This is a genomic window from Jeotgalicoccus coquinae (assembly GCF_014207425.1).
GTDB lineage: Bacteria > Bacillota > Bacilli > Staphylococcales > Salinicoccaceae > Jeotgalicoccus > Jeotgalicoccus coquinae.
This window is the reverse complement of the sequence record NZ_JACHFF010000001.1, coordinates 1,198,483-1,222,198: the sequence shown is the minus strand read 5'-3', so window position 1 is coordinate 1,222,198 and position 23,716 is coordinate 1,198,483. Positions and strand designations below refer to the sequence as shown.

At 41.8% G+C, this 23,716-nt stretch carries 24 protein-coding genes and 1 riboswitch; of the genes, 18 read left to right on the top strand and 6 right to left on the bottom strand.

Going from position 1 to position 23,716, the window contains the following annotated elements:
- Positions 1-31 precede the first annotated feature (31 nt).
- The 3 genes from fadB (at position 32) to HNR41_RS05910 (ending at position 4,127) form a co-directional block, all read left to right on the top strand.
- Entirely contained in the window at positions 32-2,290 is a 2,259-nt protein-coding gene (gene fadB / locus HNR41_RS05920; protein ID WP_184282652.1) for a 3-hydroxyacyl-CoA dehydrogenase/crotonase FadB, read from the top strand.
- Between the two features lie 33 nt (positions 2,291-2,323).
- Positions 2,324-3,508 carry a thiolase family protein gene (locus HNR41_RS05915; protein ID WP_184282650.1) on the top strand — a complete coding sequence of 395 codons (1,185 nt, stop codon included), beginning with the start codon at positions 2,324-2,326 and terminating at the stop codon, positions 3,506-3,508.
- A gap of 208 nt (positions 3,509-3,716) precedes the next feature.
- Complete coding sequence (locus HNR41_RS05910) at positions 3,717-4,127, top strand: hypothetical protein (RefSeq protein ID WP_184282648.1); 411 nt, start codon at positions 3,717-3,719, stop codon at positions 4,125-4,127.
- A 52-nt stretch (positions 4,128-4,179) separates the two neighbouring features.
- On the opposite strand, the gene HNR41_RS05905 is transcribed toward HNR41_RS05910, so the two are convergent.
- Entirely contained in the window at positions 4,180-5,133 is a 954-nt protein-coding gene (locus tag HNR41_RS05905; RefSeq protein ID WP_184282646.1) for an arsenic resistance protein, read from the bottom strand.
- Positions 5,134-5,163: 30 nt separating this feature from the next.
- Here HNR41_RS05905 and HNR41_RS05900 point away from each other — a divergent pair, with 30 nt between their 5' ends.
- Together HNR41_RS05900 and HNR41_RS05895 are read left to right on the top strand one after the other, a co-directional pair.
- On the top strand, positions 5,164-5,427 hold the full coding sequence (locus HNR41_RS05900) for a hypothetical protein (RefSeq protein WP_221432851.1): 264 nt from the start codon (positions 5,164-5,166) through the stop codon (positions 5,425-5,427).
- A 203-nt stretch (positions 5,428-5,630) separates the two neighbouring features.
- Positions 5,631-6,098, top strand: coding sequence for a hypothetical protein (locus tag HNR41_RS05895; RefSeq protein ID WP_184282642.1), 468 nt, complete (start codon positions 5,631-5,633; stop codon positions 6,096-6,098).
- Between the two features lie 111 nt (positions 6,099-6,209).
- Here the strand turns inward: HNR41_RS05895 and HNR41_RS05890 are convergent, their stop codons facing one another.
- Positions 6,210-6,809 carry a DUF4352 domain-containing protein gene (locus HNR41_RS05890; protein WP_184282640.1) on the bottom strand — a complete coding sequence of 200 codons (600 nt, stop codon included), beginning with the start codon at positions 6,807-6,809 and terminating at the stop codon, positions 6,210-6,212.
- A gap of 77 nt (positions 6,810-6,886) precedes the next feature.
- Positions 6,887-7,804, bottom strand: a complete 918-nt coding sequence (locus HNR41_RS05885; RefSeq protein WP_184282638.1) for a 1,4-dihydroxy-2-naphthoate polyprenyltransferase — start codon at positions 7,802-7,804, stop codon at positions 6,887-6,889.
- A gap of 116 nt (positions 7,805-7,920) precedes the next feature.
- Between HNR41_RS05885 and HNR41_RS05880 the strand changes: the two genes are divergently transcribed.
- Genes HNR41_RS05880 through menE form a run of 5 tightly spaced genes read left to right on the top strand, consistent with a single transcriptional unit; the run spans position 7,921 to position 13,970 of the window.
- The gene (locus tag HNR41_RS05880; protein WP_184282636.1) at positions 7,921-9,315 is read left to right on the top strand and encodes an isochorismate synthase; all 1,395 of its coding nucleotides are present in this window, start codon (positions 7,921-7,923) and stop codon (positions 9,313-9,315) included.
- Positions 9,278-10,945: a 2-succinyl-5-enolpyruvyl-6-hydroxy-3-cyclohexene-1-carboxylic-acid synthase gene (gene menD / locus HNR41_RS05875; RefSeq protein WP_184282634.1), complete on the top strand. Its 1,668-nt coding sequence runs from the start codon at positions 9,278-9,280 to the stop codon at positions 10,943-10,945. Before HNR41_RS05880 ends, menD begins: the two co-directional genes overlap by 38 nt.
- On the top strand, positions 10,932-11,726 hold the full coding sequence (gene menH, locus HNR41_RS05870) for a 2-succinyl-6-hydroxy-2,4-cyclohexadiene-1-carboxylate synthase (protein WP_184282632.1): 795 nt from the start codon (positions 10,932-10,934) through the stop codon (positions 11,724-11,726). Before menD ends, menH begins: the two co-directional genes overlap by 14 nt.
- The gene (gene menB / locus HNR41_RS05865) at positions 11,723-12,541 is read left to right on the top strand and encodes a 1,4-dihydroxy-2-naphthoyl-CoA synthase (RefSeq protein WP_184282630.1); all 819 of its coding nucleotides are present in this window, start codon (positions 11,723-11,725) and stop codon (positions 12,539-12,541) included. The genes menH and menB overlap by 4 nt, the downstream gene beginning before the upstream one ends.
- Positions 12,542-12,599: 58 nt before the next feature.
- Positions 12,600-13,970 carry an o-succinylbenzoate--CoA ligase gene (gene menE / locus HNR41_RS05860; protein ID WP_184282628.1) on the top strand — a complete coding sequence of 457 codons (1,371 nt, stop codon included), beginning with the start codon at positions 12,600-12,602 and terminating at the stop codon, positions 13,968-13,970.
- Between the two features lie 28 nt (positions 13,971-13,998).
- Here the strand turns inward: menE and yidD are convergent, their stop codons facing one another.
- Entirely contained in the window at positions 13,999-14,232 is a 234-nt protein-coding gene (gene yidD / locus HNR41_RS05855; protein ID WP_184282626.1) for a membrane protein insertion efficiency factor YidD, read from the bottom strand.
- Positions 14,233-14,307: 75 nt separating this feature from the next.
- Between yidD and ytkD the strand changes: the two genes are divergently transcribed.
- Complete coding sequence (gene ytkD / locus HNR41_RS05850; protein WP_184282624.1) at positions 14,308-14,766, top strand: RNA deprotection pyrophosphohydrolase; 459 nt, start codon at positions 14,308-14,310, stop codon at positions 14,764-14,766.
- Between the two features lie 141 nt (positions 14,767-14,907).
- Here ytkD and pckA read toward each other — a convergent pair whose 3' ends face one another.
- Positions 14,908-16,482 carry a phosphoenolpyruvate carboxykinase (ATP) gene (gene pckA, locus HNR41_RS05845; RefSeq protein ID WP_184282622.1) on the bottom strand — a complete coding sequence of 525 codons (1,575 nt, stop codon included), beginning with the start codon at positions 16,480-16,482 and terminating at the stop codon, positions 14,908-14,910.
- 278 nt (positions 16,483-16,760) lie between these two features.
- Positions 16,761-16,864, top strand: a riboswitch (SAM riboswitch).
- Between the two features lie 100 nt (positions 16,865-16,964).
- Here pckA and metK point away from each other — a divergent pair.
- The 3 genes from metK (at position 16,965) to HNR41_RS05830 (ending at position 20,539) form a co-directional block, all read left to right on the top strand.
- Positions 16,965-18,149 carry a methionine adenosyltransferase gene (gene metK / locus HNR41_RS05840; protein ID WP_184282620.1) on the top strand — a complete coding sequence of 395 codons (1,185 nt, stop codon included), beginning with the start codon at positions 16,965-16,967 and terminating at the stop codon, positions 18,147-18,149.
- 29 nt (positions 18,150-18,178) lie between these two features.
- Positions 18,179-19,087 (top strand): nuclease-related domain-containing protein, encoded by a 909-nt coding sequence (locus HNR41_RS05835; RefSeq protein ID WP_184282618.1) that lies wholly within the window; start codon positions 18,179-18,181, stop codon positions 19,085-19,087.
- A 72-nt stretch (positions 19,088-19,159) separates the two neighbouring features.
- A complete protein-coding gene (locus tag HNR41_RS05830; protein WP_184282617.1) occupies positions 19,160-20,539 on the top strand; it encodes an NAD-dependent succinate-semialdehyde dehydrogenase in 1,380 nt (459 codons plus the stop codon).
- 43 nt (positions 20,540-20,582) lie between these two features.
- Here the strand turns inward: HNR41_RS05830 and HNR41_RS05825 are convergent, their stop codons facing one another.
- Positions 20,583-20,804 carry a hypothetical protein gene (locus HNR41_RS05825; protein ID WP_184282615.1) on the bottom strand — a complete coding sequence of 74 codons (222 nt, stop codon included), beginning with the start codon at positions 20,802-20,804 and terminating at the stop codon, positions 20,583-20,585.
- A 146-nt stretch (positions 20,805-20,950) separates the two neighbouring features.
- On the opposite strand from HNR41_RS05825, the gene HNR41_RS05820 reads away from it, so the two are divergent.
- From HNR41_RS05820 to HNR41_RS05805, 4 genes are all read left to right on the top strand, one after another.
- Positions 20,951-21,799 (top strand): patatin-like phospholipase family protein, encoded by an 849-nt coding sequence (locus tag HNR41_RS05820; RefSeq protein ID WP_184282612.1) that lies wholly within the window; start codon positions 20,951-20,953, stop codon positions 21,797-21,799.
- Between the two features lie 136 nt (positions 21,800-21,935).
- A complete protein-coding gene (locus tag HNR41_RS05815; RefSeq protein ID WP_184282908.1) occupies positions 21,936-22,646 on the top strand; it encodes a threonine/serine exporter family protein in 711 nt (236 codons plus the stop codon).
- A 12-nt stretch (positions 22,647-22,658) separates the two neighbouring features.
- On the top strand, positions 22,659-23,114 hold the full coding sequence (locus HNR41_RS05810) for a threonine/serine exporter family protein (RefSeq protein WP_184282906.1): 456 nt from the start codon (positions 22,659-22,661) through the stop codon (positions 23,112-23,114).
- Positions 23,115-23,129: 15 nt separating this feature from the next.
- On the top strand, positions 23,130-23,705 hold the full coding sequence (locus HNR41_RS05805; RefSeq protein ID WP_184282610.1) for a GNAT family N-acetyltransferase: 576 nt from the start codon (positions 23,130-23,132) through the stop codon (positions 23,703-23,705).
- Positions 23,706-23,716: the final 11 nt, after the last annotated feature.

Below are 23,716 nucleotides of genomic sequence, written 5' to 3'. Positions count from 1 at the left end.
TATAAAGATAAAATAATTTGGAGGGTTTTTCATGACGATAAGAAAAGCGACCGTGCTTGGCGGGGGAGTAATGGGCAGCCAGATTGCTGCCCTGCTCGTTAATGCAGGCTTAAAAGTAAAAATACTCGATATAGCAATTGATGAAAAAGATCCAAACAAAATTTCGAGGAAATCTTATGAAATGATTACGGATAAAAAACGTCCTCAGCTGTTTGATTTAAACTTTGCTCCGAATTTAACATACGGCAACTTCGAAGAAGATTTGCAGGGTGAAGATGACGCAGATATTTATATCGAAGCGGTTAAAGAAGAGCTGGATATTAAGCACAGCGTATGGAAGCAAGTTAAAGCTGTGGCGAAAGATAATGCATTATTTGCAACGAATACTTCCGGGATTCCGATTGAATACATCGCGAAAGTATTCAATGAAGAAGAACGTCAAAGATTTTTCGGAATGCACTTCTTCAATCCGCCGCGTATTATGAAACTGGTTGAAATTATTCCGCTGAAAGAAACAACTGAGGAATCAGTAAAAGCAGCTCAGGAGTTTGCAGAAGGCAAACTTGGTAAAGGTGTGGTTGTTGCCAATGACGTACCTGGATTTGTCGCGAACCGCATCGGGACTCAGACGATGAATGATATTATGCACCGTGCAGAGGAACAGGGAATGTCGATTTCAGATACCGATGCATTAACAGGCAGAGCGATCGGACGTCCAAGTACCGGAACATACGGTTTAAGTGATTTAGTAGGAATCGATATTGCAGTGACTGTAACTAAAGGAATGCAGCAGGTGCCCGGTGAAGATAAATTCTTCAAGAGTACAAAAACAGCTGAAAAACTGGTTGAATCAGGAGCGCTTGGCAGAAAAACCAAGCAGGGGTTCTATAAAAAAGAGAAGAATAAAATTCTCGTCTTTAATCCTGAAAGCAATGAATACGTTGAACAGTCGAAACCGCAATACCCGGTTCTTGCTAAATTCAGCAAAGATTTAACAGCGAATATGGATGTTATTTTCAACGCTGATGACGAAGCAGGATTATTCATGTGGGAAACGATGCGAAATAACTTCTACTATTCAGCACTTAATGTGCCCAAAGCAGCATCGGACTACAAGGATATTGACCGTGCGCTTGTATGGGGCTTTAACTGGAAAAAAGGTCCGTTCCAGCTTTGGGATATGATGGGCTTCGAACGGGTTAAAAACCGTATAAAAGAAGAGCTTGGTGAACTGCCGGAGTGGATCGAAAACCGCACTGAAGGATTCTATGAAGATGGAGAATCTATTGAACGTGTGGCATCGGTCAGTGAGTTAATTGAAAGTGAAATCTGGAACCGTGAGGACTCCAATCTGTCTGTCGTGAATGCGGATCAGCTGCTGTTAAAACTGCAGAGCGGCAACAATATTATTTCCGACGATTTCGCCAAGGATTTAATCGAAGCAGTTGATCTGCTTGAGAGTGAAGATTTTTCAAGTATGGTCCTATATGCAGACGGCAGAAACTTCAGTGTCGGGGCAAATCTGTTCATGATGAAAAAAGCTCATGAAATGAAGAAAGTCGACGAATTAGTCGGGCCTGCGATTGATACGCTGCATGAAAGTTTCAACCGTATGAAATATTCACTGAAACCGATTGTTACAGCTGTTCAGGGCAAGGCACTCGGAGGCGGCTGTGAATTAGTACTTCACTCGCCATTCGTAGTAGCAGCAAGCGAAACATACATCGGTATGGTTGAAACGGGTGTAGGGTTACTGCCAAGCGGCGGCGGACTTGCTGAGATGTCAGACCGTATATTAAGCACGAATCATAAACACGATGATAAACAGCAGTCGATGACTGAAGTACTGACAAATATCGGTATGGCTAAAGTATCGACGAACGCATATGAAGCGAAAAGATATGGTTATTTAAGAGATACAGACTCAATTATTCTGAACGTTGAGAAACGTGTGGAAGCTGCACTGAATAAAGCGCGTCTGGAATCGGAAATGAATTATATTCCTAAACCTGAGGCTAAGTACATTGCACTTGGCAGAGACTTTAAAGCACTGGCGGAAGGAATGCTTGATGCGCAGCGTCTTGGAAACTTTATCAGTGATCATGATTATGAAATTACTTTGAAGATTGCAGAAGTATTATCGGGCGGGGATGTACCGCGCAACACGTACGTTAATCAGCGTTATCTGCAGAAGCTCGAAAGAGAAAGATTCCTGGCTCTGCTTAAACAAGAGAAAACATATGCACGTATCAGTCACATGCTTGAAACGGGCAAACCGCTTCGCAATTAGTCATACGTATAAACAGAGAAAGGATGAAGTTAAATGCAGGATGCATATATAGTCGCTTACGGACGTTCAGCTGCCGGAAGAGCAAAAGGCGGCGCAATGTTCCACGACAGACCGGATGAGGTGGCGGCACAAGTCCTTAAAGGTGTATTAGAACGAGTTGACGGTAAATTCAGCTCAGATATGGTTGAGGATGTTATTGTCGGCAACTCATTCCCGGAAGGATTGCAGGGCCAGAATATCGCACGTTCAATCGCACTGCTCGCAGGCATGCCAAATGAAGTGCCCGGACAGACGGTGAACCGTTATTGTTCGTCAGGACTTCAGACGATTGCCATCGCTGCGAACCAGATTATGGCAGAGCAGGCTGATGTACTGGTAGCAGGGGGTGTCGAACTGATGAGTGCCGTACCGATGGGCGGTAATGAACCGACAAACAGCCCGATGCTGCAGGATAAAGACTCAGGTGTATCTTACCCGATGGGTCTGACAGCAGAAATGGTCGCTGAAGAGTTTGAAGTATCCAGAGAAGATCAGGATGCTTATGCAGTACAAAGTCATCAGCGTGCGAAAGCAGCACTAGATGCAGGAAGGTTTGAAGATGAAATTATTCCTGTCGAAGTTAATAAAGTATCTTATAACGAAGAGGGCCCGGTTGTTACAAAAGACGAATTCAAAATTGATGAGCATATCCGTCCGGATACGAATATGGAGGGACTTGCAAAACTCAGAACAGTCTTTAAAGCAGACGGTACGGTAACCGCCGGAACATCGGCACCGCTGACAGACGGTGCAGGATTCGTTGTACTGATGTCAGGCGATAAGGTTAAAGAACTTGGTGTAACGCCTATTGCAAGATTTGTCGGCTTTAAAGCAGTGGGTGTGGATCCAAAAATTATGGGAATCGGCCCGGCCTACGCAATACCAGAAGTACTCGAACAGGCAGGCTTAACAGTAAAAGACATGGACTTAATTGAACTGAATGAAGCATTCGCTTCTCAGACAGTCGCGTCTATTAGAAAAGCCGGACTGGATATCGATAAAACGAATGTGAACGGCGGAGCAATTTCACTTGGCCATCCACTCGGAGCATCAGGCGCAATGCTGACAGCGAGACTGCTTGCTGAAATGAAGCGCAGACCAGAATCGAAATACGGTATGGTAACAATGTGTATCGGTGTTGGTATGGGTGCAGCAGGAATATTTGAATATGTAAGATAAAAAATAATCTCTCAGGGGTTCCCCTGAGAGATTATTTTAGTTTGCTGATGATTTCTTGTGGAGTGCTGTAGCATGAGACATTTTGAATATTTTAAATATTTTAATTAACTTGTTTAAATGTTGTCACTAAATGAACTTAAAGTATAAAGGCATATATAAAAGCATCTGATAAAATAAGTCCATACATATAACGATGGAGGATTATTTTATGAAGAAACTGCTTATACTTTCAGGTCTGACATTAACACTTGCGGCGTGCGGCAACAGTTCGGAAGAAGCACACAGTGATGAAACTCATGAACCACATGAAGAAGGTGCGGAACATCAGCATGAACATGTGCTTGATATGAATCTTATGGTCGATAATGAAACAGAACCTTCAGTAATCAGTGTCGAACTTTTAAAAGAAAATGAAGCATATGAAGCCGACCGTGTACGTTTTGAAGTACAGAAATCTGATACAGAAGAAATTACATGGCTGAATGCAAAAGAACAGAGCAACGGCGTATATACTGCAGAAACAGCAGATATCCCAGCTGGTGAATACAGTATTACAGCTCATATCAATGGTCCTGAAGAGCTGCACGAACATACAGATGATATTTTTGAAATAGAATAAAATTAAGAAGGCACTCAATCCGGTGGATTGAGTGCCTTCTTTGATTCATCTTTTATTTAATCAATTTCGGGATTAACTTTATATAAAATAACTCGCCGATGAGTTCAGTAATTGTCTGAGTCACAATGACTGCGGATGCAATGACCGCCCATTCACCGGGAAGCGCGAGTGAAAGCGGCAAGACGACGAGTGAATTTCTTGTCCCGACACTGAAAGCGAGTACACGTCCGGCTCGCGGTGTTAAATTAAAAACCGAAACGATAATCTTAGAAATAAACGGTGTAATCATCAGGTATAAAATATAAATTGGGACAACGCTCAAAATAAGATTGAGGTCATTATATACTTTGCCCATTTGTGCCGCGACTACTGTAAACAGGACTGCAGCCATCAGAAATTCTGGAAGTTTTTCAGTAGCACTCAGCAGCATTTTACCTGCATTTGTATTTCGTGCAAACAGCTGCGTGATAACGGCTAAAATGAGCGGTACCACAATCAGCAGCAGAAACGCTTCAACGAACGGTCCGATGCTGACGACTTCTGTTATTTCCGGTCCAATAAAAATTGTCAGATATACCGGAAGCAGCAATATTTGTATAATAAAAAGCAGCGGTGTTGATGACAGGACGAGCTTTTCATCGCCCTGACCGAGTTTGGTAAATGGTATGACATAATCGATGCAAGGGGTGAGCAAGACGAGGCATACACCTAATAATATTGCGGGCTGCTGCGGGAATAGTATAATTAATATCCAGACGAGTCCGGGCACCAGAATGAAATTTCCGAGTAACAGTGCCATGATATATTTTGTATCAGATAAAACTTCGCGTAATTTTAAAAATGGAATCTGGGCAAACATTACATAAAGCAGCACGGCAATAAGGGGGGAGATTAAAGGGTTTAAAAAGCTGCTGATATTTGTACTCAGCACTCCTGTAATACCGCCGGTAACTATTGCACATGCATATAAAAATATTTGATTATTTTCTGCAGTTTTCAATTTCATCCCCGCTTATGAGTTAATTAATTTTTTGAAATGGTGATATTAATGAGAAACAGTTTAGTAATAATTATATTTGGCGCAGTAATTTTTTATGTGCTGTCGATGTTTTATGAATGGTTTAACTATGGTTCGTTTATTTATACAGCCGCACCGATTGTCATACTGCTTTTAATCAGTATTATCTCTTTTATGGATGCATTCCGGAAAGGCACACCACCGCCGCAGCGTAATTTATTTATTGCAGGCGGAGTAATCGCAATTATTTTCGGTGTACTGCTCACAGTTATTTCACTTTAAATAATCATCTGTCTTTATTTACGGCGAGCAAAATAGAAATGCAGATGATGATGAAAATAATGAAGGCAATGCCGATACCGCTGAGGATTTCAATCATAAAACCGACTCCTTAATAATGTTCTTTCAATGTAACATAATTGTTTTTATCTTACGTATAATGATAAAATTATAGAAATGAAACTAATTAGAGAGTTGGAAAATATATGGATCCATTATTAGTTTGGCTTAATGTTATTATTTTACTTGTTGCATTTATTGCATTATTTGTCGGGCTTGGTATTTACGTATCAAGGAAACGCAGTGACGTTATGCAGACACAGCCGCTGTTAATGATTGATGAGGTAGGCTGGATGCAGAACGAGCGCGGAAAGTATATGATGTTCCGTGTTGAAAATAAAAATAATAATCCCTTCCATATCGAGAAAGTTTATATTAAAGGCTACGACTTCACTACTAAATACCACTACATTAAAGAGGAAGAAGAAAATGATGTGGTGATACTGAAGTTTTACATGCAGCCTGATCAGACGATGAACTTCCGCATCCGCATTTTATACAGAGACTTTAACAACAAACCTCACATTATGCAGTCAGTAAGAATGGATATGGAGGGCGGAGAACTGACGTACGAAGCAGAAGGTACGAAGTTTATCCTGACAAGAACTAAATAATTGATTATGAACCGTCCTGAAAACAGCAGGACGGTTTTTTGTTACGTTTTGAAAAAATTATGCCAAACAAAAAAGACAGCACCACAAAAAGGGTGCTGTCTTCATACAAATTTATTCTTCTGAATCTTCTTCACTTTCTTCTGCGGGAGCTAAATCAAGTTCGATTTCATGATCCATTGACTCTGTTTCTTCAAGTGGATTTTCTCTCGCCTGAAGGTGTGTCGCAAGTTCGGGATCCAGAGGACCGTAAGCGACGACTGCTGTTGCACTTTCGCCAGGTTCTACTAATTCTGATGAAGCGGCTTTGCCGTCTTTAAATTCACCATCATCTTCAAGGTCCATCGTATAGTTTTCTGTCGGTGCTTCACCGTCTTCGCTGACTTGTCTTACCGCAAGATCAAGACTGAACGCTTCAGAAGGTGTAGCTGCACGATCTGATGTGTTTTCAAATTCAAATTCTACTGCGACAGCCTGAATTTCTGTGTCATTGCCCTCGGCATCTTTAGCCGGAACTTTCACCGGTGTAAAGTTCGAGAAGCTGTAATCCCCGTTAACACCTGAATAAGATACGCCTTCTGACGACTCATCTGATGTTTCTTCAGCCGGTTGTTCTTCTTTTGTGCCTGCATCTTCTGTACTTTCCCCATTACATGCTGCAAGTAACAGCATGCTCGCGAGTCCACCCGCGAATAACGTGCGTTTTAACTGCATGATAAATCCCCCTAAATTGTTTGTTTCATCTTTATTATATTCTTCAATAAGACGAAATACAATTTTATGGAATATTTTTATATACCTGTCACGCCGTAAAGAATCAGTCCGATTGTTAAGAGCAGCCCCATAACAGTATTCAGTTTACCCATCGATGCCATTGCCGGAATCAGTTCAACAGGCGTGTTTCCTTTACGCATCAGCATAATTGTCTTCAGCATAAGCGGTATTGACAACAGCGGAATGAGCAGAAACAGCGAGCCTGCCGGCGTAAAGAATGTAATATAGATTAAGAAGATATAACTGAACGTAAGCAGTGCAGCAGCTGTCATCACTGCGAACGGTTTACCGACGAGTATGACATACGTTTTGCGTCCGCTTTCTTTATCTTTTTTACGGTCCCTGATATTATTTGCCATATTCAGCAGTCCGATTGTGATTGCCGGAGGAATGGACATTAATAACGGGAAAGTGTGCAGTGTGCCTGTGTGAATGTAAAATGTAATCATAATAATTACAGTACCCATAAAGAGTCCTGCAAATATTTCACCGAAAGGCGTCCATGAAATCGGGAACGGTCCGCCTGTGTACAAGTAGCCGACAGCCATTGATACAGCTCCGATAACAAGAATCCACCACGATGAGTTAACGGTAATAATAATGCCGATCACAGCAGCGATGGCGTAAAATATAAAAGCGATTGTCAGAACGAGGCGCGGGCTCATACCGTTTCTTACGATAGCGCCTGCGATACCGACAGATTCGTGCGAATCCAGACCGCGTTTGAAATCATAGTATTCGTTAAACATGTTGGTTGCCGACTGTATTAAAATAGTTGCGATCAGCATCAGGAAAAACATTCCCCAGCGGATATCTCCAAATAATAATACACTTGCCGTCCCGACAAAGACCGGTACAAAACTCGCAGTCAGTGTGTGCGGGCGCGTCAGCATCAAATATTTTTTAAAACCTGTATGTACTTGTGCTTCCTGCATGACTTTCTCCTTTAAAACATGATGGCTATAATTTTATCATATTTAAGAGTTGTCCATACACACAGTAGGTAAAAAATGATAAAATAAAGCTAATTATGATGAAAGTAGTGTGACTCATGAAATTACAATCGTCTCGAACATTTATAGAGAGTATCAGTCTGGATTCCGACAGGCAATATCTTACACTGCATATCCCTATGGATGAGTATAATATTGACGAAGAAAAAATATTTACATATTTTAATGAATCAAAGGGCTCACGCTATTGGTTCAAGTCAAAAGACAATGCTTATAATGTTATCGGCATTAACTACATCGAAAGTATATGGCGGGACAAATTCCAGCCTGATACGATTGCAGAAAGCAAAACATCGCTCTTTGCAAAACTCCAGCAGGAAAAGCTCGGTGAAGATTTAAAATCTAAACTGAGCTTATTTGGCGGGACTTTATTCGATGACAAGGACACCACTGATGAGTGGAACGATTTTAAAATGATCGAGTTCCACTTGCCGGAATGGCAGTTTGACCTTGAAAATCGTGAGCTGTTTTTAACGAGGAACAAAGCGGAATTAAAAATGGACGGACTGCTTGACGAAGTAGATGAAATGCTGACGGCTATAGAAAATGCTGACATCACAGAGAAAGAAAAACCGGTTGTGAAAAGCAAGCGTGATATTTTCCCTAATGAATGGAAGCTGCTCGTTGAAGAAGCGGTAAATAATTTAAATGACGAATTTAAAAAAGTTGTGCTTGCACGCCAGAAGCTTATTACTTTTGAATCGAAGGCGAAACGTCTGTATTTAATCAGACGGTTAAAAGACGAAGCGGATACGTATACGATTTACTATGAAAAAGGAAAATCGACATTCGTGTCAAAAACACCAGAGAAACTATTTTCTATTGCAGGAGAAGAACTGACGACAAATGCAATCGCAGGTTCTATTCAGCGTGTCGAAGACAATCAGGAAAATACAGTTCAAAAAGATTTTCTTTTGAATGACGATAAAAACCTGTTTGAGCACCGCGTTGTAAGAGAATCAATCGTCAGCGATCTTGCACCGTTTTCAGAAGGACTGAATTATAAAAAGAATCCGCTCCTGATGGAAAATAAATATATTTATCATTTATTTACGCCGATTCAGGCAATGCTGAAAAAAGATGCGGATGAGTTTAAGATTTTAAAACAGATTCACCCGACACCTGCAGTAGGCGGGTTGCCGAAAAATCTGGCGAAGGATTATATTAAAGAACATGAATACGGGACAAGGGGATTATACGCAGCACCACTTGGCGTGATTCATGAAGATAAAGAATGCGAATTTGCGGTCGGACTCCGTTCGATGCTTATATCTGCACGCAGTGCAACATTGTTTGCCGGCTGCGGCATCGTGAAGGGATCGGATCCGGAAGCTGAATTTTTAGAAACGGAAGTTAAATTCACACCGATGTTGAACGTCTTGGAGGCGACTACTAATGAACTATACGGAAGCACTAACGGTACAAACGTTTAGTATTATAGATGCACTGTACGAGTACGGGATGAATGAACTGGTCATCAGTCCGGGATCGCGCTCAACACCGCTTGCAATAGCGGCAGAGCTGCACGAAGGCATCAGGACTTACATTCATCCGGACGAACGCGGTGCCGGTTACTTTGCCGTCGGACTGACTAAAAAGAGACGTCAGCCGGTAGGTATATTATGTACATCGGGAACAGCAGCAGCGAATTATACACCAGCTGTCAGTGAAGCGGGTCTCAGTCATCTGCCGTTAATCGTTCTGACTTCGGACCGGCCGCACGAACTTAAAAATGTGGGCGCGCCGCAGGCGATTGAACAAAACAATATGTACAGCAATTTCATCCGTTATCAGACAGAACTGCCGATTGCTGACAGCCACGACAGCGCCGAATCGTTAATTAACGATAAAGTGCTGCAGGCGAGCCAGTACTTCAGCGGAATTAATATGGGACCGGTGCACTTTAACATTCCGGTCCGGGAACCGATTATGCCGGATGCTGACCGTCTGGATTTATTTAAGCGTACGCAAAAAGACATGTCTCCGGCCTTAACAATTCCCGGGAACATTAAAAAGTTAAGCGGGACCGGTCTTGTGATTATCGGTGAAACAGCAGAAGACTTATCCCCGGTTAAATCTGTTCTTGAACAGGGGAATATTATTACGATATGTGATCCGCGTCAGAACATCAGAACTGAAATCAAAGATGCGATTGTTAACCACGATATGATGTTTTCGAACTTCGGCAACAAACATTACGATTACATCGATGCCAATGTTGATTTTATTATCCGCATCGGTGAACCTGTGACGTCAAAACAGACGAATGCATTTTTAAAACGTACAACTGTGCCGCAGTATTTAATCAGTGAGTTCCAGGACATTAAACCGTTTCCGGTAACACCTGATGAAACATATGCGGGCACGATTAATGAAATTCTGCCGAGAATGATCAGCGAAGCGCCGAAGAGTGATGTAAAAGACCGCTTTATCACGTTATCGAAAGATATTCACTCTTATATTAAAGAGAATATTGAAAAGTTTGATGATGAGGGCAGATATGTTTACGACATTATTCAGCAGACCGATGAGGCGCGTACATTCTTCTTATCAAGCAGTATGCCGATCAGGGACTTTGAGCGCTACGATACACGTGTTGCGCATGACGTGTTCGCCAACCGCGGTGCCAACGGTATCGACGGTGTGATTTCAAGTGCGCTTGGAATCGGCACGAAAGAACAGGTCACAATGCTGATCGGTGACGTATCGATGAATCATGACATCAACAGTCTGTTAATGGCTAAACTGGAAAATATCGATTTTACAGTTATTGTATTCAATAACAACGGCGGTAATATTTTCAGCTATCTGCCGCAGTATGCACATAAGCAGCATTTCGAAAGACTGTTCGGCACGCCGCTTGATCTGAATTTTGAACATGCAGCGAAGCTTTACGATTATGAGTATGTGCATATCGAAAAGGCTGCAGAGTTAACGAAAGATATGCTGAATAAATCAGGACGTCAGATGATCGAGATTACAACAGACAGAGAACATAATCTTGAAAGTCATAACGAACTGAAAAGTCAGCTGAAAAATCTGGTGGATAATGCTGAATTTTAATTATGAGCTGATCGATAATAACAAAGACAGCACGATTATGCTGCTGCACGGGTTTTTATCTTCTAAAGAAAGCATGAGGGATATTGCAGCGGGATTAAGCGGTTTACGCAACGTCATACTGGTTGATCTACCAGGATTCGGCGGCACGAAAAGCAGTCTGTATGATTACGGAATGGCTGATATTGCTGCAGGGTTGATTAAAATTGCGGAACGGCACGGAATCAGCACTTTCGATGTGCTCGGCTATTCAATGGGCGGCAGGACTGCACTGGCGTTAACGTCGCATTTCCCGGAGCGTATTGAAAAATGTATTTTAGAAAGTGCATCGCCGGGTATTCCGGATACTCTGAAGCGGGCTGAACGTCTTTTGGTCGATACAGAACGCAGTGAATTTATCACAGCAGATTATAAAAAATTTCTTGAATTCTGGCAGGAGATGCCGTTGTTTCAAACGCAGCAGCATGTTGAAAAGGAAAAGCTCGATGCTCAAGCTAAAGAGCGGCTGCAGCAAATTCCGGCTGAAGCGGCGGACAGTCTGCTGAAGTACGGTACAGGCGTCCAGCAGTCCTATTGGAAAGATTTAAGCAGTCTTAACAATGATTTTTATTTAATTACAGGCAGTGAAGACACGAAATTCATCGCAATTGCGGAATCGATGTCAGAACGGCTGAAAAGTGCTAAACTGGATATAGTTGATAATTGTGGTCACAATATTCATCTGGAAAATTTTGAAGTGTACATAAACACAGTACGAAAGTACTTGGAGGAGGATAACTCATGACAAGAGTTTGGGAAACAGTTAAAGAATACAATGAAATTAAATATGAATTTTATAATGGTATCGCGAAAGTAACAATCAACCGTCCGGAAGTACGCAACGCGTTTACACCGGATACTGTTGCTGAAATGATCGATGCTTTCACACGTGCGCGTGACGATCAGCGTGTATCAGTAATTATTTTAACAGGTGAGGGCGACCTTGCATTCTGTTCAGGCGGAGACCAGAAGAAACGCGGTCACGGCGGTTATGTAGGTTCGGACGAAGTACCGCGTCTTAACGTTCTTGATTTACAGCGTTTAATCCGTGTTATTCCTAAACCGGTTATCGCAATGGTAGCAGGTTATGCTATCGGCGGCGGACACGTACTTCATGTAGTATGTGATTTAACAATCGCTGCAGACAACGCACGCTTCGGTCAGACTGGTCCAAGAGTCGGCTCATTCGATGCCGGTTACGGTTCAGGTTACCTGGCACGCATCGTCGGCCACAAAAAAGCACGTGAAATCTGGTACTTATGCCGTCAGTACGACGCGCAGGAAGCACTGGATATGGGTCTGGTAAACACAGTTGTACCTTTAGAGCGTCTTGAAGACGAAACTGTCGAGTGGTGTGAAGATATTATGAAGCACTCTCCAACTGCACTTCGTTTCCTTAAAGCATCTATGAATGCTGACACTGACGGATTAGCCGGTTTACAGCAGCTTGCCGGAGATGCAACATTACTTTATTACACTACAGACGAAGCGAAAGAAGGTCGTGACGCGTTTAAAGAAAAACGTGAACCTGACTTCGATCAATTCCCTAAATTCCCGTAAATTTCATATTTTTAAAATATAACACCCGTCTATGATGGGTGTTTTTGAGGTGAAGTTAATGTCTTACAAATGGCTTGAAACAGCAAGTTTCACTTATCCTGACAATATTGCTGTGAAATATAATAATGAATCTCTGACGTATCAGATGCTGTACATGCATGCACATTCACTTGGCACACATATGCAGGCGCTTAAATTAAAACGCGTCGGCTTATATATCGGCAACTCGCTGGATTCGGTAAAACTGATTCACGGATTAATGATGCTGGGTGTGGAAATGGTTATGCTGAACACGCGTTTAACGCCCGGTGAACTTAAAAACCAGCTTGAAGACGTGTCGGTATCAACGGTTATTGCAACGCTGCCTGCTGACATTCCCGGTGTGGAAGTGATTCAATATGATGATTTATTTGAGCTTGAGACACAGACTTTTATCGTCAATCAGCCGGAACCGGATGATATTTCATCGATTATGTTTACTTCCGGTACGACAGGCCGTGCGAAAGCCGTGCCGCAGACTTACAAAAATCACTTTGCATCACATAATAACTGTCAGGAGAACTTTGGCTATGACAGTGAAAGTACATGGCTGATGGTGAATCCGATTTTCCATATTTCTGGATTGTCGATACTGTTCAGAACGGTCATTACAGGCTGTACTTTAATCGTTGAGAATAAATTTGACGAAAAACGTGTGTGGGAAATTTTGGCAGAAGACAAAGTGAGTCATACGAGTATGGTGCCGGTCATGCTGAAACGTTTAATGAGCACAGAAGGTGAACATCACCTGAAAGGACTGCTCCTCGGAGGGGCAAGTACGACGCCGTTACTGTTACAAGAAGCGATTGAGAAAAAACTGCCGGTGTATAACTCATTCGGCATGACAGAAACATGCTCGCAGATTGTTCAGATTTCTTATAAAGATAATAAAATTCTGACCGGAGCCGTCGGTAACGTCAGCGGTTATGATATTAAAATTGATGAGAGTTCCGACGAGCTGCTGATTAAAGGCGGCAGTGTGGTCAGTGATTATTTAAATGCTGATTTGAAACAGAAAGACGGATATTTTAACACAGAAGACCTTGCGGCAATAGATGAAGACGGCTATCTGTATATTTTAGACAGACGGACTGATCTTATTATCAGCGGGGGTGAGAATATTTATCCGAAAGAAATAGAAGATGCGGTATACTCGCTCAGCGGTGTTGAGCGCTGTGTTGTTATTAAAAAAGATGATGAAGAGTGGGGCAGTGTGCCGGTGCTGCTGCTTGAAGAAGCAGTGGATGAAACATTGCTCTTGAATCATTTGAGCGAACATCTCGCAAAATATAAGCTGCCGAAAGAAATTCACTACGTCGATAAAATAATTATGACATCTACAGGAAAAATTTCCCGCAGCCAGAATCAAAAAATGTTTCTGAACAGCTGAATACAGGTATGGGACATTAAACAGATGATTACTGATGTTTTTTCTTTTTGTTCACAGGAACAGGATCGAAGCCGCCTTCGTGGAACGGATGGCATTTCAAAATGCGTTTTGCAGCCATAAAACTGCCTTTCATTGAACCGTGTTCTGCGACCGCCTCAAGTGCATAATTCGAACAGGTCGGATAAAAACGGCAGGTTGGCGGTGACATTGGAGAAATATATTTCTGGTAAAAATGAACGGAACCGATTAATAACTTTTTCATTACAGCATCACCTTTTAAAATTAATACAACTATTGTAAGCTGATATCGAAATGAGTGCAACTGGGAGGATTCTATATGAAAACATTTACTGATTTTAAAGGCAGACGTGTCACATTGGAAAACAGTTACGTTGATAATACGAAACATGTCCTGATAATCCCTAAATTTAACGGCCAGTTTTTACTGACAAACCATAAAGAACGGGGACTGGAATTCCCGGGAGGTAAAGTAGAAGAAGGAGAAGCACTTGTGGAAGGCGCTCAGCGCGAGCTCTATGAAGAAACCGGCGGACTGGTCGGAAACCTGCACTTTGTCGGTACATACACAGTTCACGATGGCGATGAAACATTCAGCAAGGCAGCATTCTGCTGCAACATCGAACGGCTGGATCAGCTGAAACACTACCATGAAACAAATGGTCCGATGCTGGTGGATCACATTGATGAGATTCCTGAAGAAGATAAAAGCCTGCTGCTGAAAGATGACTGTATTATTTATTTATATAACGAAGTCAGAGAAAACGGCTGTCAGTAACAGTTGAGATGAAACCCCCGGAACATTTTTGATGTTCCGGGGGTTTGTGTTCGGATGACGATGTCACTTCCACAATGTCATCCGAACGCACACAAAAAGTCCCGGGATATCAAATATCCCGAGACTCTCTCTGTTCTATTATTAAAATCCGCCTTTTTCAGCGATTGCTGCTGATTCTTCACCGAATTTTTTGAAGTTCTCGATGAACTGATCTTTAAGTCCCTGTGCTTTTTCGTTGTAAGCGTCAGCTGATTCCCAAGTGTTGATTGGTGACAGGATTTCTGCCGGTACACCAGTTATTGATGTAGGAATTGATAAGCCGAACATTTCATCTTTAACGAATTCGCCTAATTCCAGGTCACCGCTGATTGCGCGGCGTACCATTGAACGTGTGTGTGCAAGGTTCATACGTTTACCAACGCCGTACTCTCCGCCTGTCCATCCTGTGTTTACAAGATAAACGTTAACGTCGTGCTTGTCGATTAAGTCACCAAGCATGTTAGCGTACACTGTTGCGTGTAACGGCAGGAATGGTGAACCGAAGCATGTTGAGAATACCGGCTGTGGTGTAGTAACACCGCGTTCAGTTCCTGCAAGTTTAGAAGTGAACCCGCTCAGGAAGTGATACATTGCCTGATCTTTAGTTAATTTAGAGATTGGAGGTAATACTCCAAATGCATCTGCAGTTAAGAAAATAATAGTTTTCGGATGTCCTGCAACTGATGGAATACGAGCGTTGTCGATATGGTCAAGCGGGTATACAGCACGAGTGTTTTCAGTAAGTGAATCATCGTCGTAATCTGCGTTGCCATTTTCATCGATAACTACGTTCTCAAGTACCGCACCGAATTTAATTGCATCAAAGATTTCAGGTTCTTTTTCTTTAGATAAGTTAATTGTCTTAGCGTAGCATCCGCCTTCGATGTTGAATACACCGTCGTCGTTCCATCCGTGCTCATCGTCACCGATTAAATCACGTTCAGGGTCTGCAGATAATGTCGTTTTACCAGTTCCTGATAAACCGAAGAATAATGCAACGTCTTTGTTTTCGCCAACGTTGGCACTGCAGTGCATGCTCAGTACGCCTTGTTCTGGTAACAGATAGTTCATAATAGAGAAGATAGATTTCTTCATTTCTCCGCCGTACTCAGTACCACCGATTAAAATGATTTTCTTTTCTAATGATACGAAGACGAATACTTCTGAACCAGTTCCGTCTACTTCAGGGTCTGCTTTAAAAGTAGGCGCTGATACGATTGTAAACTCAGGATCGATCTTAGCTGCTTCTTCTTTAGTTTCAGGACGGATAAACATTGTTTTCGCAAACATGTTATGCCAGCTGAACTCATTTACAACCTGCAGCTGAAGCTGTGTATGCGGGTCTGCACCTGCATAGCCGTTAAAGACAAATAGTTCCTCTTTGTCGTTTAAATATGTAGTAACTTTATCGAATAATTTATCGAAAATTTCCTGTGATACAGGCTGGTTAACTTCTCCCCAGTCGATTTTGCTGTCGGATACGCTGTCTCTAACGATAAAACGGTCTTTCGGGCTGCGTCCAGTGTATTCACCAGTCTGTGCGCGAAGTGCTCCTGTATTTGTCAGTACTGCTTCACCGCGACGTATAGATGCTTCAACGAGTTCAGCGTTTGATAATTGTTTGTGTGTGGAAGGTTTGTTAACAAGACCTTCGATTAAAGCTTTATGATTAACCATGATTCGCCTCCAAAAGTATTTGTCATTAACGAACTATTTAGAAATTAGTATAACACATTAGTTTTTAGGTTTACACAGGTAATACTATAACATTCATGTATAATACTTTAAATTTTACGATGTTACTGAATAAGAAATGATTATAATCAATTGTTGAAACATTAAGAATATGTTTATGGAAATTCATATATGTCTCATAAGCACATAACATGCTTTAATTAGCTCCCGGTTAATCTTGATTTGAATTTCACATTAATGTAAGATGTATATAAAGTTATCTCTTATCCAGAGGTGGTGGAGGGATTCAAACCCTGTGAAGCCAGAGCAACCTCCTTTTCAAGAAAGGTGCTAAAGAATGCAGAGTAATTCTGAGCGATAAGGGAAAAGGGCGAGCCTTTTTCTCTGTTTACTATGGAGAAAAAGGTTTTATTTTTTGCTTTTGAAGAGATGGCTAAATGAGCAGTAAAAGGAGATTTTTATAAATGTCAGAACGTAAATTATTTACTTCGGAGTCAGTCACAGAGGGACACCCGGATAAAATTGCAGACCAGATTTCAGATGCGATTCTCGATGCAATACTTGAAGGTGACCCGTATGCACGTGTTGCCTGCGAAACAGTGGTAAACACAGGTTTAGCGATGATCGTTGGAGAAATCAGCACGGAGACTTACGTTGATATTCCGAGAACTGTCAGAGAAACAGTTAAGGAAATCGGCTACGTTGATGCGAAGTACGGTTACGATTACAAAACAATGTCAGTTTTAACAGGTATTGATGAGCAGTCGGAAGATATCGCTGTCGGTGTAAACAACGCATTCGAAACACGTGAATCACAAGGCGTTTCTACAGGTGCAGGCGACCAGGGCTTAATGTTCGGTTACGCAACTAACGAAACGAAAGAATTTATGCCGCTGCCGATTTCACTGGCACACAAAATCTCACGCCGTCTGACAGAAGTGCGCAAGGATAACACGATTTCCTACCTGCGTCCGGACGGTAAATCACAGGTGACTGTAGAGTACGGAGAAGATGGCCGGCCGGCGAGAGTTGACACGATTGTCATCTCTACCCAGCACCATGAAAATATCCCGGCAACACAAATTTATGATGATCTTCTGAAATATGTTGTACAGGAAGTTGTCCCTGCAGAGCTATTAGATGAAGAAACTAAATATTTCATCAACCCGACAGGCCGTTTTGTTATTGGCGGACCGCAGGGTGATGCGGGGCTTACAGGCCGTAAAATTATCGTTGACACGTACGGCGGATATGCTCGTCACGGCGGCGGTGCTTTCAGCGGGAAAGACCCGACGAAAGTTGACCGTTCTGCAGCATATGCAGCGCGTTACATTGCGAAAAACATCGTAGCGAGCGGTATTGCAGAAAAATGTGAAATACAGCTGGCGTACGCTATCGGCGTATCACAGCCGGTATCTATCGCTGTTGATACATTTGAAACAGGTAAATATGACGAAGAAAAAATTACTGAAGTCATCCGGGAACTGTTTAATTTATCACCAGATGGTATTATAGATATGCTAAACTTGAGAAGACCAATTTATAAACAGACTGCCAGTTATGGACATTTTGGTCGCACAGACATTGACTTACCGTGGGAAAGACTCGATAAAGTCGATGCGCTGAAAGATCTTCTTAGAAATAGCTAATCCATGCAGTTGCGAAAGTGAGGAATAAAATGAATACTGATATTTTTACAGATCCGATATTTATCGCGGTCGCAGCAGTACTGCTCATCATTGCAATATGGTTTTTAGTGTATTACTTCAAACACCGCAATGAAGTGAAAACTGTAGAACAAACATATTCGAAAGAAAAAGAGTCACTCGTTGAAAAATACACAAGTGAACATGAAGAAGAGCGTTTAGAGCACAAGAAAGAAATGTCTGCTTTAAACGAAAAGTATTATAACGATACAACGCTTCTCGATAATAAACTTTCGAGCCTTCACCAGTTTACGGTGGATAAGGGCGAGTATTTGACTGACCTTTCTTTAATTCAGTTAAAAGACAAACTTGTTAAAGATGAGAAAATCCGTGAGACGGATATGATTATCCTGTCGAACATTTATTTACCATCAAGAAACTACACAAACACGCGTAAAATTGATCACCTGGTATTAACGCGCACCGGTATTTATCTTATTGATTCTAAATACTGGAGCGGCCATATTTTACACGGTATCAATGAAAACCAGTTTGAAGAAGTGCCTTATGTTGAATCGTTCTTCGATTTACTGGATCTTGACAAGCAGAAAGAACAGACACTGATTTTTGAAAAAGCAGACTCAGAAAACGTTTCGGTAAACCACTACAACGGTATTATCGATGAAACGAAAGTGACTGCTGAAAAACTTAAAAACAAATTTAAATTACAATACGATATCGTACCGATTATTTACTTCAATCCGAAAGACAACGGCAATTATTCAATTACCAACTATTCGGAAGATCCTTCGATCAGAGTATTAGTCGGCCAGGAAGATTTAGAAGCATTCTTCCTGAAGTATGTATTCCACGGCAGATTCCAGTACACGGTTAAAGACCTGGATGAAATTGCGAATGCATTACTCGATCAAAGCCTGTAATTTTGTAAAATGAAAAAAATCGTCCTATAATTATCTATAGGACGATTTTTTTATATTTTGGAGGGGAATGGAATGTCAGAAGAAATTATCGTAATAAACCCGGCGACACAAGAAGAAGCGGGACGTGTTAAGAAAGACAGCAAAGAAGTTATTGAAGAGAAAATTAATACTGCACACGAAAAATTTCAGAGCTTTAAGAAGATGAATGCACAGGACCGTTCAGATTTACTTTTCAAATGGGCAGAAAAAATCGAAGAGAATAAACAGGAAATTGCAAAACTCGTTACACTTGAAGGCGGTAAGCCGCTGGCTGAAGCCATCGGTGAAGTGGACTATGCGAACAGTTATATTAAATACTATGCTGAAGAAGCGAAACGTATATACGGACGCACTGTACCGGCGAATAATGATGAAACGAGAATTGTAGTTACGAGACACCCGATTGGTGTGGTTGCGGCGATTACACCGTGGAACTTCCCGGTTGCAATGATGGCGCGTAAAGCAGCACCGGCTGTTGCAGCAGGGAACACATTTATCGTTAAACCGGCAAGTGCAACGCCGATGTCAGCGGCGAAGTTTATCGATCTGGCAGTGGAAGCAGGATTCGATGAAGGAATTATTCAGTACGTCAATGCATCAGGCCGTGAGGCCGGCGAAGTATTTACACAGTCCGATAAAATTATGAAGCTGACATTTACCGGTTCAACGGAAGTCGGCAAGCAGCTGATGAGCGATGCAGTGGTAACAGTTAAAAATGTCACGATGGAACTGGGCGGACACGCACCGTTAATCGTTCACAGTGATGCGGATATCGATAAAGCTGTTGAAGGTGCACTTGCATCGAAATTCAGAAACTCGGGACAGACCTGTGTATGTGCCAACAGATTTTACATCCATGAAGATGTACTCGATGAATTTACAGAGAAATTTACTGCTGAAGTTAAAAACCTTAAAGTCGGCAACGGTATGGATGACGGGGTGAAAATCGGTCCGTTAATCGATGAGGACGGTTATAATAAAGTAATGAAACACATAGAAGATGCTGTTGAAAAAGGCGGTAAAGTAACTGCCGGCGGCAGCGGAGATAAATCAGGCGGCTATTTCGTTGAGCCGACAGTTATTACCAATGTGACAGACGAAATGATCTGCATGAGCGAAGAAACATTCGGTCCGCTTGCGCCGATTCAGAGCTATTCGAATCTCGATGAAGCAATTAAGAAAGCAAACGGTACAGAATACGGGCTTGCAGCTTATTACTTCACTGAAAGCTATAAGACAGGTATCAGATTAACAGAAGAACTGGACTTTGGGGTGCTCGGCTGGAATAACGGTGCACCAAGTGCAGCAAATATTCCGTTCGGCGGCATGAAAGAAAGCGGCGTCGGCCGCGAAGGTGCGCCGGAAGGACTGGAACCGTATACGGAAACGAAAGTAACATCGATAAAAATATAAAGTGAAATCTAAAAGAGCGTAGCCGATTTGGCTACGCTCCTTTTCAATACTTTTTCTTTTTGCCCATAAACTCGTTTCTGCGTACTTCTTCCTCTTCTTTTTTAACATTGGATCTGACAGCCAGTGACAGAAAGGCAACAACTGCAGGCATAAACAGCGAGTTCAGAATGCTGACTTCATCAAGAAATGCATACTGCACACCGATTAGAATGGCGAACACAATTATGTACATATATATAAAGCGCATAATTTTCTCTTTTTTCATGAATGCTCCTTTGAAAGCGTATTCTTATATATCATTTTCTCAATAAAATGGAATAATATCAATCGGTAAATTATACAACGGCCTGAAATCTGTGATACTTTATATAATACAAACATTTTTACAAAGAGATACAAGGAGAAGATGAAATGAATGACACAGGACTTGTTCTCGAGGGCGGAGGTATGCGCGGCTTGTATACTGCCGGTGTCCTTGAGTATTTTGCACAGCACGATATACATTTCCCTTATATTATCGGAGTATCAGCGGGTGCCTGTATGGCGGCATCCTACCTTTCGGAGCAGCAGGGAAGGAACCGTACGGTCAGTATTGATTTCGTGAATGATAAAAGATATTTATCATTCAGCAACTTTATACGAAAAGGCGAATTATTCGGCATGGATTTCATATTTGATGAGATTCCTAATAATATAGTTCCGCTCGATGTTAAAAAGATTATTAACGGGCCGGATGAGTTCGTTGTCGTAACTACGAATTGCGAGACGGGTGAGCCGATGTATTTTTATAAAGAAGATTACGATGAAAAAACGCTCGGCAAATTATTACGGGCTTCCAGTTCAATTCCGTTTTTCGCAGATGCGGTGGAACATAAGGGCCGCTATATGCTGGACGGCGGCATTGTGGATCCGCTGCCGATTATTAAAGCTGAAAGTGACGGCTATGCGAAAAATGTCGTCGTGCTGACGAAACCGAAAGGTTATTATAAAAAACAGAGCAGAATGTCGACAATGATTAACTATAAAAAGTATCCGAAAGTCGATGAACGCATGAAAGTAAGATATAAACATTATAACGAAAGACTCGATTATATTTTTGAGCAGGAGAAAACAGGCAATATTATTGTGATTGCGCCAAGTGAGGATTCAGGTGTCGGAAGAACGACGCGCAACAAGGAAAAGCTCGAAAATTTATATGAATTGGGCTACAAAGATACAGCAGAAAAATTCGAAGCAGTAAAATCGTTAATGAATGTATAATCGTGGTAAGCTTTAGCAGGTGCTGAAGCTTATTTTTTATATTATTATAGAGATATGAATATCATTGGAGGTGTTGTGAGTGAAAGTTGAGAAACTTCATATCAACGATCATGAGGAACAGGTTAAAGATGTTGTCATGCTCGCAGCACGCATACTGCTTGAAGCAGGTGCTGAAGGAACGCGTACGGAAGATACGATGAATTACATAGCTTCACATTACGGTTTCATTCAGAATAACAGTTTCGTCACGAACACTGTGATTAACTTTATGCTGCATGACCAGTCATATCCGAGAATATACCGGATTAAAGAGAGAAACACCAACTTAATTAAAATATCAAAAGTAAACAGTGTCTCCAGAAAACTGGTGCGGGATGAACTGACACTGGAAGAAGCATTCAATCTGCTTGAGAAAATTTATATCACAACGAAAGACCATCCGGTCTGGTTTAAAACGATAGCGGGTGCACTGATTGCTCTCAGTTTCCTGTATTTACAGGATGGTATGAAAATAGATATATTCACGACACTTGCCGGCGGGGCAATTGGTATATGTATTACAGAAATTATTAAAAGACGTACACCGACCCAGTTTATACCGGAGTTTTTTGGCGGGCTTACCATCGCACTGACCGTCGTTACCGGACATTACTATATTCCGGGCGGAGACTTATCGACAATGCTGATTTCATCAGTCATGCCAATAGTACCCGGGGTGCTGATTACAAATGCGATTCAGGATTTATTCGGCGGGCATATGATGATGTTTACGACGAAATCATCGGAAGCGCTCGTAACGTCATTTGCGATCGGTGCCGGCGTATCATCTGTACTAATATTCGTTTAAGGAGGAAAAATGATGGACTGGATATTCAACTTACTGTTTAGTTTTACTGCGTCTTATTTTTTTGCGGTTGTATTTGATGCGCCGAAAAAATTATTTTTCCCGGCGGGTATAGTCGGAGCCGTCGGCTGGATGATGGGACAGACTTTCGGTATTGTTTTTGATCTGCCGCTCGTGATGGTAAATTTCATCGGTGCATTTACACTTGGGATAATGAGTCATATAATGGCAAGAGTGTATAAAGAGCCGTCGACGATCTTTTTAACGCCGGGAATCATTCCGTTTGTTCCGGGTGGCATGGCTTACGATGCAACGAGCAGCATTATTTTATCGGATTATTTCGGTGCGGTAAATATAATTATGGAAGTTATTATCAGTGCAGGTTCAATAGCGGCAGGAATACTGTTTGCCGAACAGTTTGCATTGCTGTTTATAAGAAATAGAAGGCTGTTATTCAATAAAAACAAGTAATTAAAGGAGCTTATTATGGAAATTAGAAAGTATGAAACTGCAGACGAAACAGGCTGGGTAAGATGCCGGGTATTATCATTTTTAGATACTGCGTATTATGACGATGTTCACAGAGAGAAAGAGAAATATGAAAATCCGAGTATTGAGCTCGTGGCAATTGAAGATGATCAGGTAGTCGGTTTGATTGATATTGAATACGACACGGAAGAAAATAAAGTTTGTGGAGAAGAAGAAGCGGGCGGCATGATCTGGCATCTGGCTGTTCATCCTGACTTTCAGGGGCAGGGTATCGGCAAAGCACTCATGGAGCGTGCCGTTGAAGAAGCGATTAAACAAAACCTTGAAATTCTCGAAGTATGGACACGTGACGCAGGTAATTCTGCGGAGTGGTTTGAAAAGAATTCATACAGAAAAGTTGATGAATACTATCACCTTTATTTATCAGATGAAGATATGGCGCACAATGTGGAACCGGACGACAAAGCACTTCACCCGCTGTATATGTTCGCAGAGTATACCGGGAAAGACATCGAACAGTTCGATTCCATTGAAAGAAAATACAAATGTATGTGCTACATCAGAAATCTGTAATTTAATGGTTG

What these genes read in the sequence shown, in the direction of transcription:
- metK (WP_184282620.1), top strand. Translation starts at nt 16,965, where the DNA reads ATGTCAGAACGTAAATTATTTACTTCGGAGTCAGTCACAGAGGGACAC.
- HNR41_RS05810 (WP_184282906.1), top strand. Translation starts at nt 22,659, where the DNA reads ATGGACTGGATATTCAACTTACTGTTTAGTTTTACTGCGTCTTATTTT.
- HNR41_RS05895 (WP_184282642.1), top strand. Translation starts at nt 5,631, where the DNA reads ATGGATCCATTATTAGTTTGGCTTAATGTTATTATTTTACTTGTTGCA.
- menE (WP_184282628.1), top strand. Translation starts at nt 12,600, where the DNA reads ATGTCTTACAAATGGCTTGAAACAGCAAGTTTCACTTATCCTGACAAT.
- HNR41_RS05900 (WP_221432851.1), top strand. Translation starts at nt 5,164, where the DNA reads ATGGTGATATTAATGAGAAACAGTTTAGTAATAATTATATTTGGCGCA.
- HNR41_RS05815 (WP_184282908.1), top strand. Translation starts at nt 21,936, where the DNA reads ATGCTCGCAGCACGCATACTGCTTGAAGCAGGTGCTGAAGGAACGCGT.
- menH (WP_184282632.1), top strand. Translation starts at nt 10,932, where the DNA reads ATGCTGAATTTTAATTATGAGCTGATCGATAATAACAAAGACAGCACG.
- pckA (WP_184282622.1), bottom strand. Translation starts at nt 16,482, where the DNA reads ATGGTTAATCATAAAGCTTTAATCGAAGGTCTTGTTAACAAACCTTCC.
- HNR41_RS05915 (WP_184282650.1), top strand. Translation starts at nt 2,324, where the DNA reads ATGCAGGATGCATATATAGTCGCTTACGGACGTTCAGCTGCCGGAAGA.
- HNR41_RS05830 (WP_184282617.1), top strand. Translation starts at nt 19,160, where the DNA reads ATGTCAGAAGAAATTATCGTAATAAACCCGGCGACACAAGAAGAAGCG.
- yidD (WP_184282626.1), bottom strand. Translation starts at nt 14,232, where the DNA reads ATGAAAAAGTTATTAATCGGTTCCGTTCATTTTTACCAGAAATATATT.
- HNR41_RS05885 (WP_184282638.1), bottom strand. Translation starts at nt 7,804, where the DNA reads ATGCAGGAAGCACAAGTACATACAGGTTTTAAAAAATATTTGATGCTG.
- HNR41_RS05910 (WP_184282648.1), top strand. Translation starts at nt 3,717, where the DNA reads ATGAAGAAACTGCTTATACTTTCAGGTCTGACATTAACACTTGCGGCG.
- HNR41_RS05905 (WP_184282646.1), bottom strand. Translation starts at nt 5,133, where the DNA reads ATGAAATTGAAAACTGCAGAAAATAATCAAATATTTTTATATGCATGT.
- HNR41_RS05805 (WP_184282610.1), top strand. Translation starts at nt 23,130, where the DNA reads ATGGAAATTAGAAAGTATGAAACTGCAGACGAAACAGGCTGGGTAAGA.
- menD (WP_184282634.1), top strand. Translation starts at nt 9,278, where the DNA reads ATGAACTATACGGAAGCACTAACGGTACAAACGTTTAGTATTATAGAT.
- HNR41_RS05890 (WP_184282640.1), bottom strand. Translation starts at nt 6,809, where the DNA reads ATGCAGTTAAAACGCACGTTATTCGCGGGTGGACTCGCGAGCATGCTG.
- HNR41_RS05825 (WP_184282615.1), bottom strand. Translation starts at nt 20,804, where the DNA reads ATGAAAAAAGAGAAAATTATGCGCTTTATATATATGTACATAATTGTG.
- HNR41_RS05835 (WP_184282618.1), top strand. Translation starts at nt 18,179, where the DNA reads ATGAATACTGATATTTTTACAGATCCGATATTTATCGCGGTCGCAGCA.
- fadB (WP_184282652.1), top strand. Translation starts at nt 32, where the DNA reads ATGACGATAAGAAAAGCGACCGTGCTTGGCGGGGGAGTAATGGGCAGC.
- HNR41_RS05820 (WP_184282612.1), top strand. Translation starts at nt 20,951, where the DNA reads ATGAATGACACAGGACTTGTTCTCGAGGGCGGAGGTATGCGCGGCTTG.
- HNR41_RS05880 (WP_184282636.1), top strand. Translation starts at nt 7,921, where the DNA reads ATGAAATTACAATCGTCTCGAACATTTATAGAGAGTATCAGTCTGGAT.
- ytkD (WP_184282624.1), top strand. Translation starts at nt 14,308, where the DNA reads ATGAAAACATTTACTGATTTTAAAGGCAGACGTGTCACATTGGAAAAC.
- menB (WP_184282630.1), top strand. Translation starts at nt 11,723, where the DNA reads ATGACAAGAGTTTGGGAAACAGTTAAAGAATACAATGAAATTAAATAT.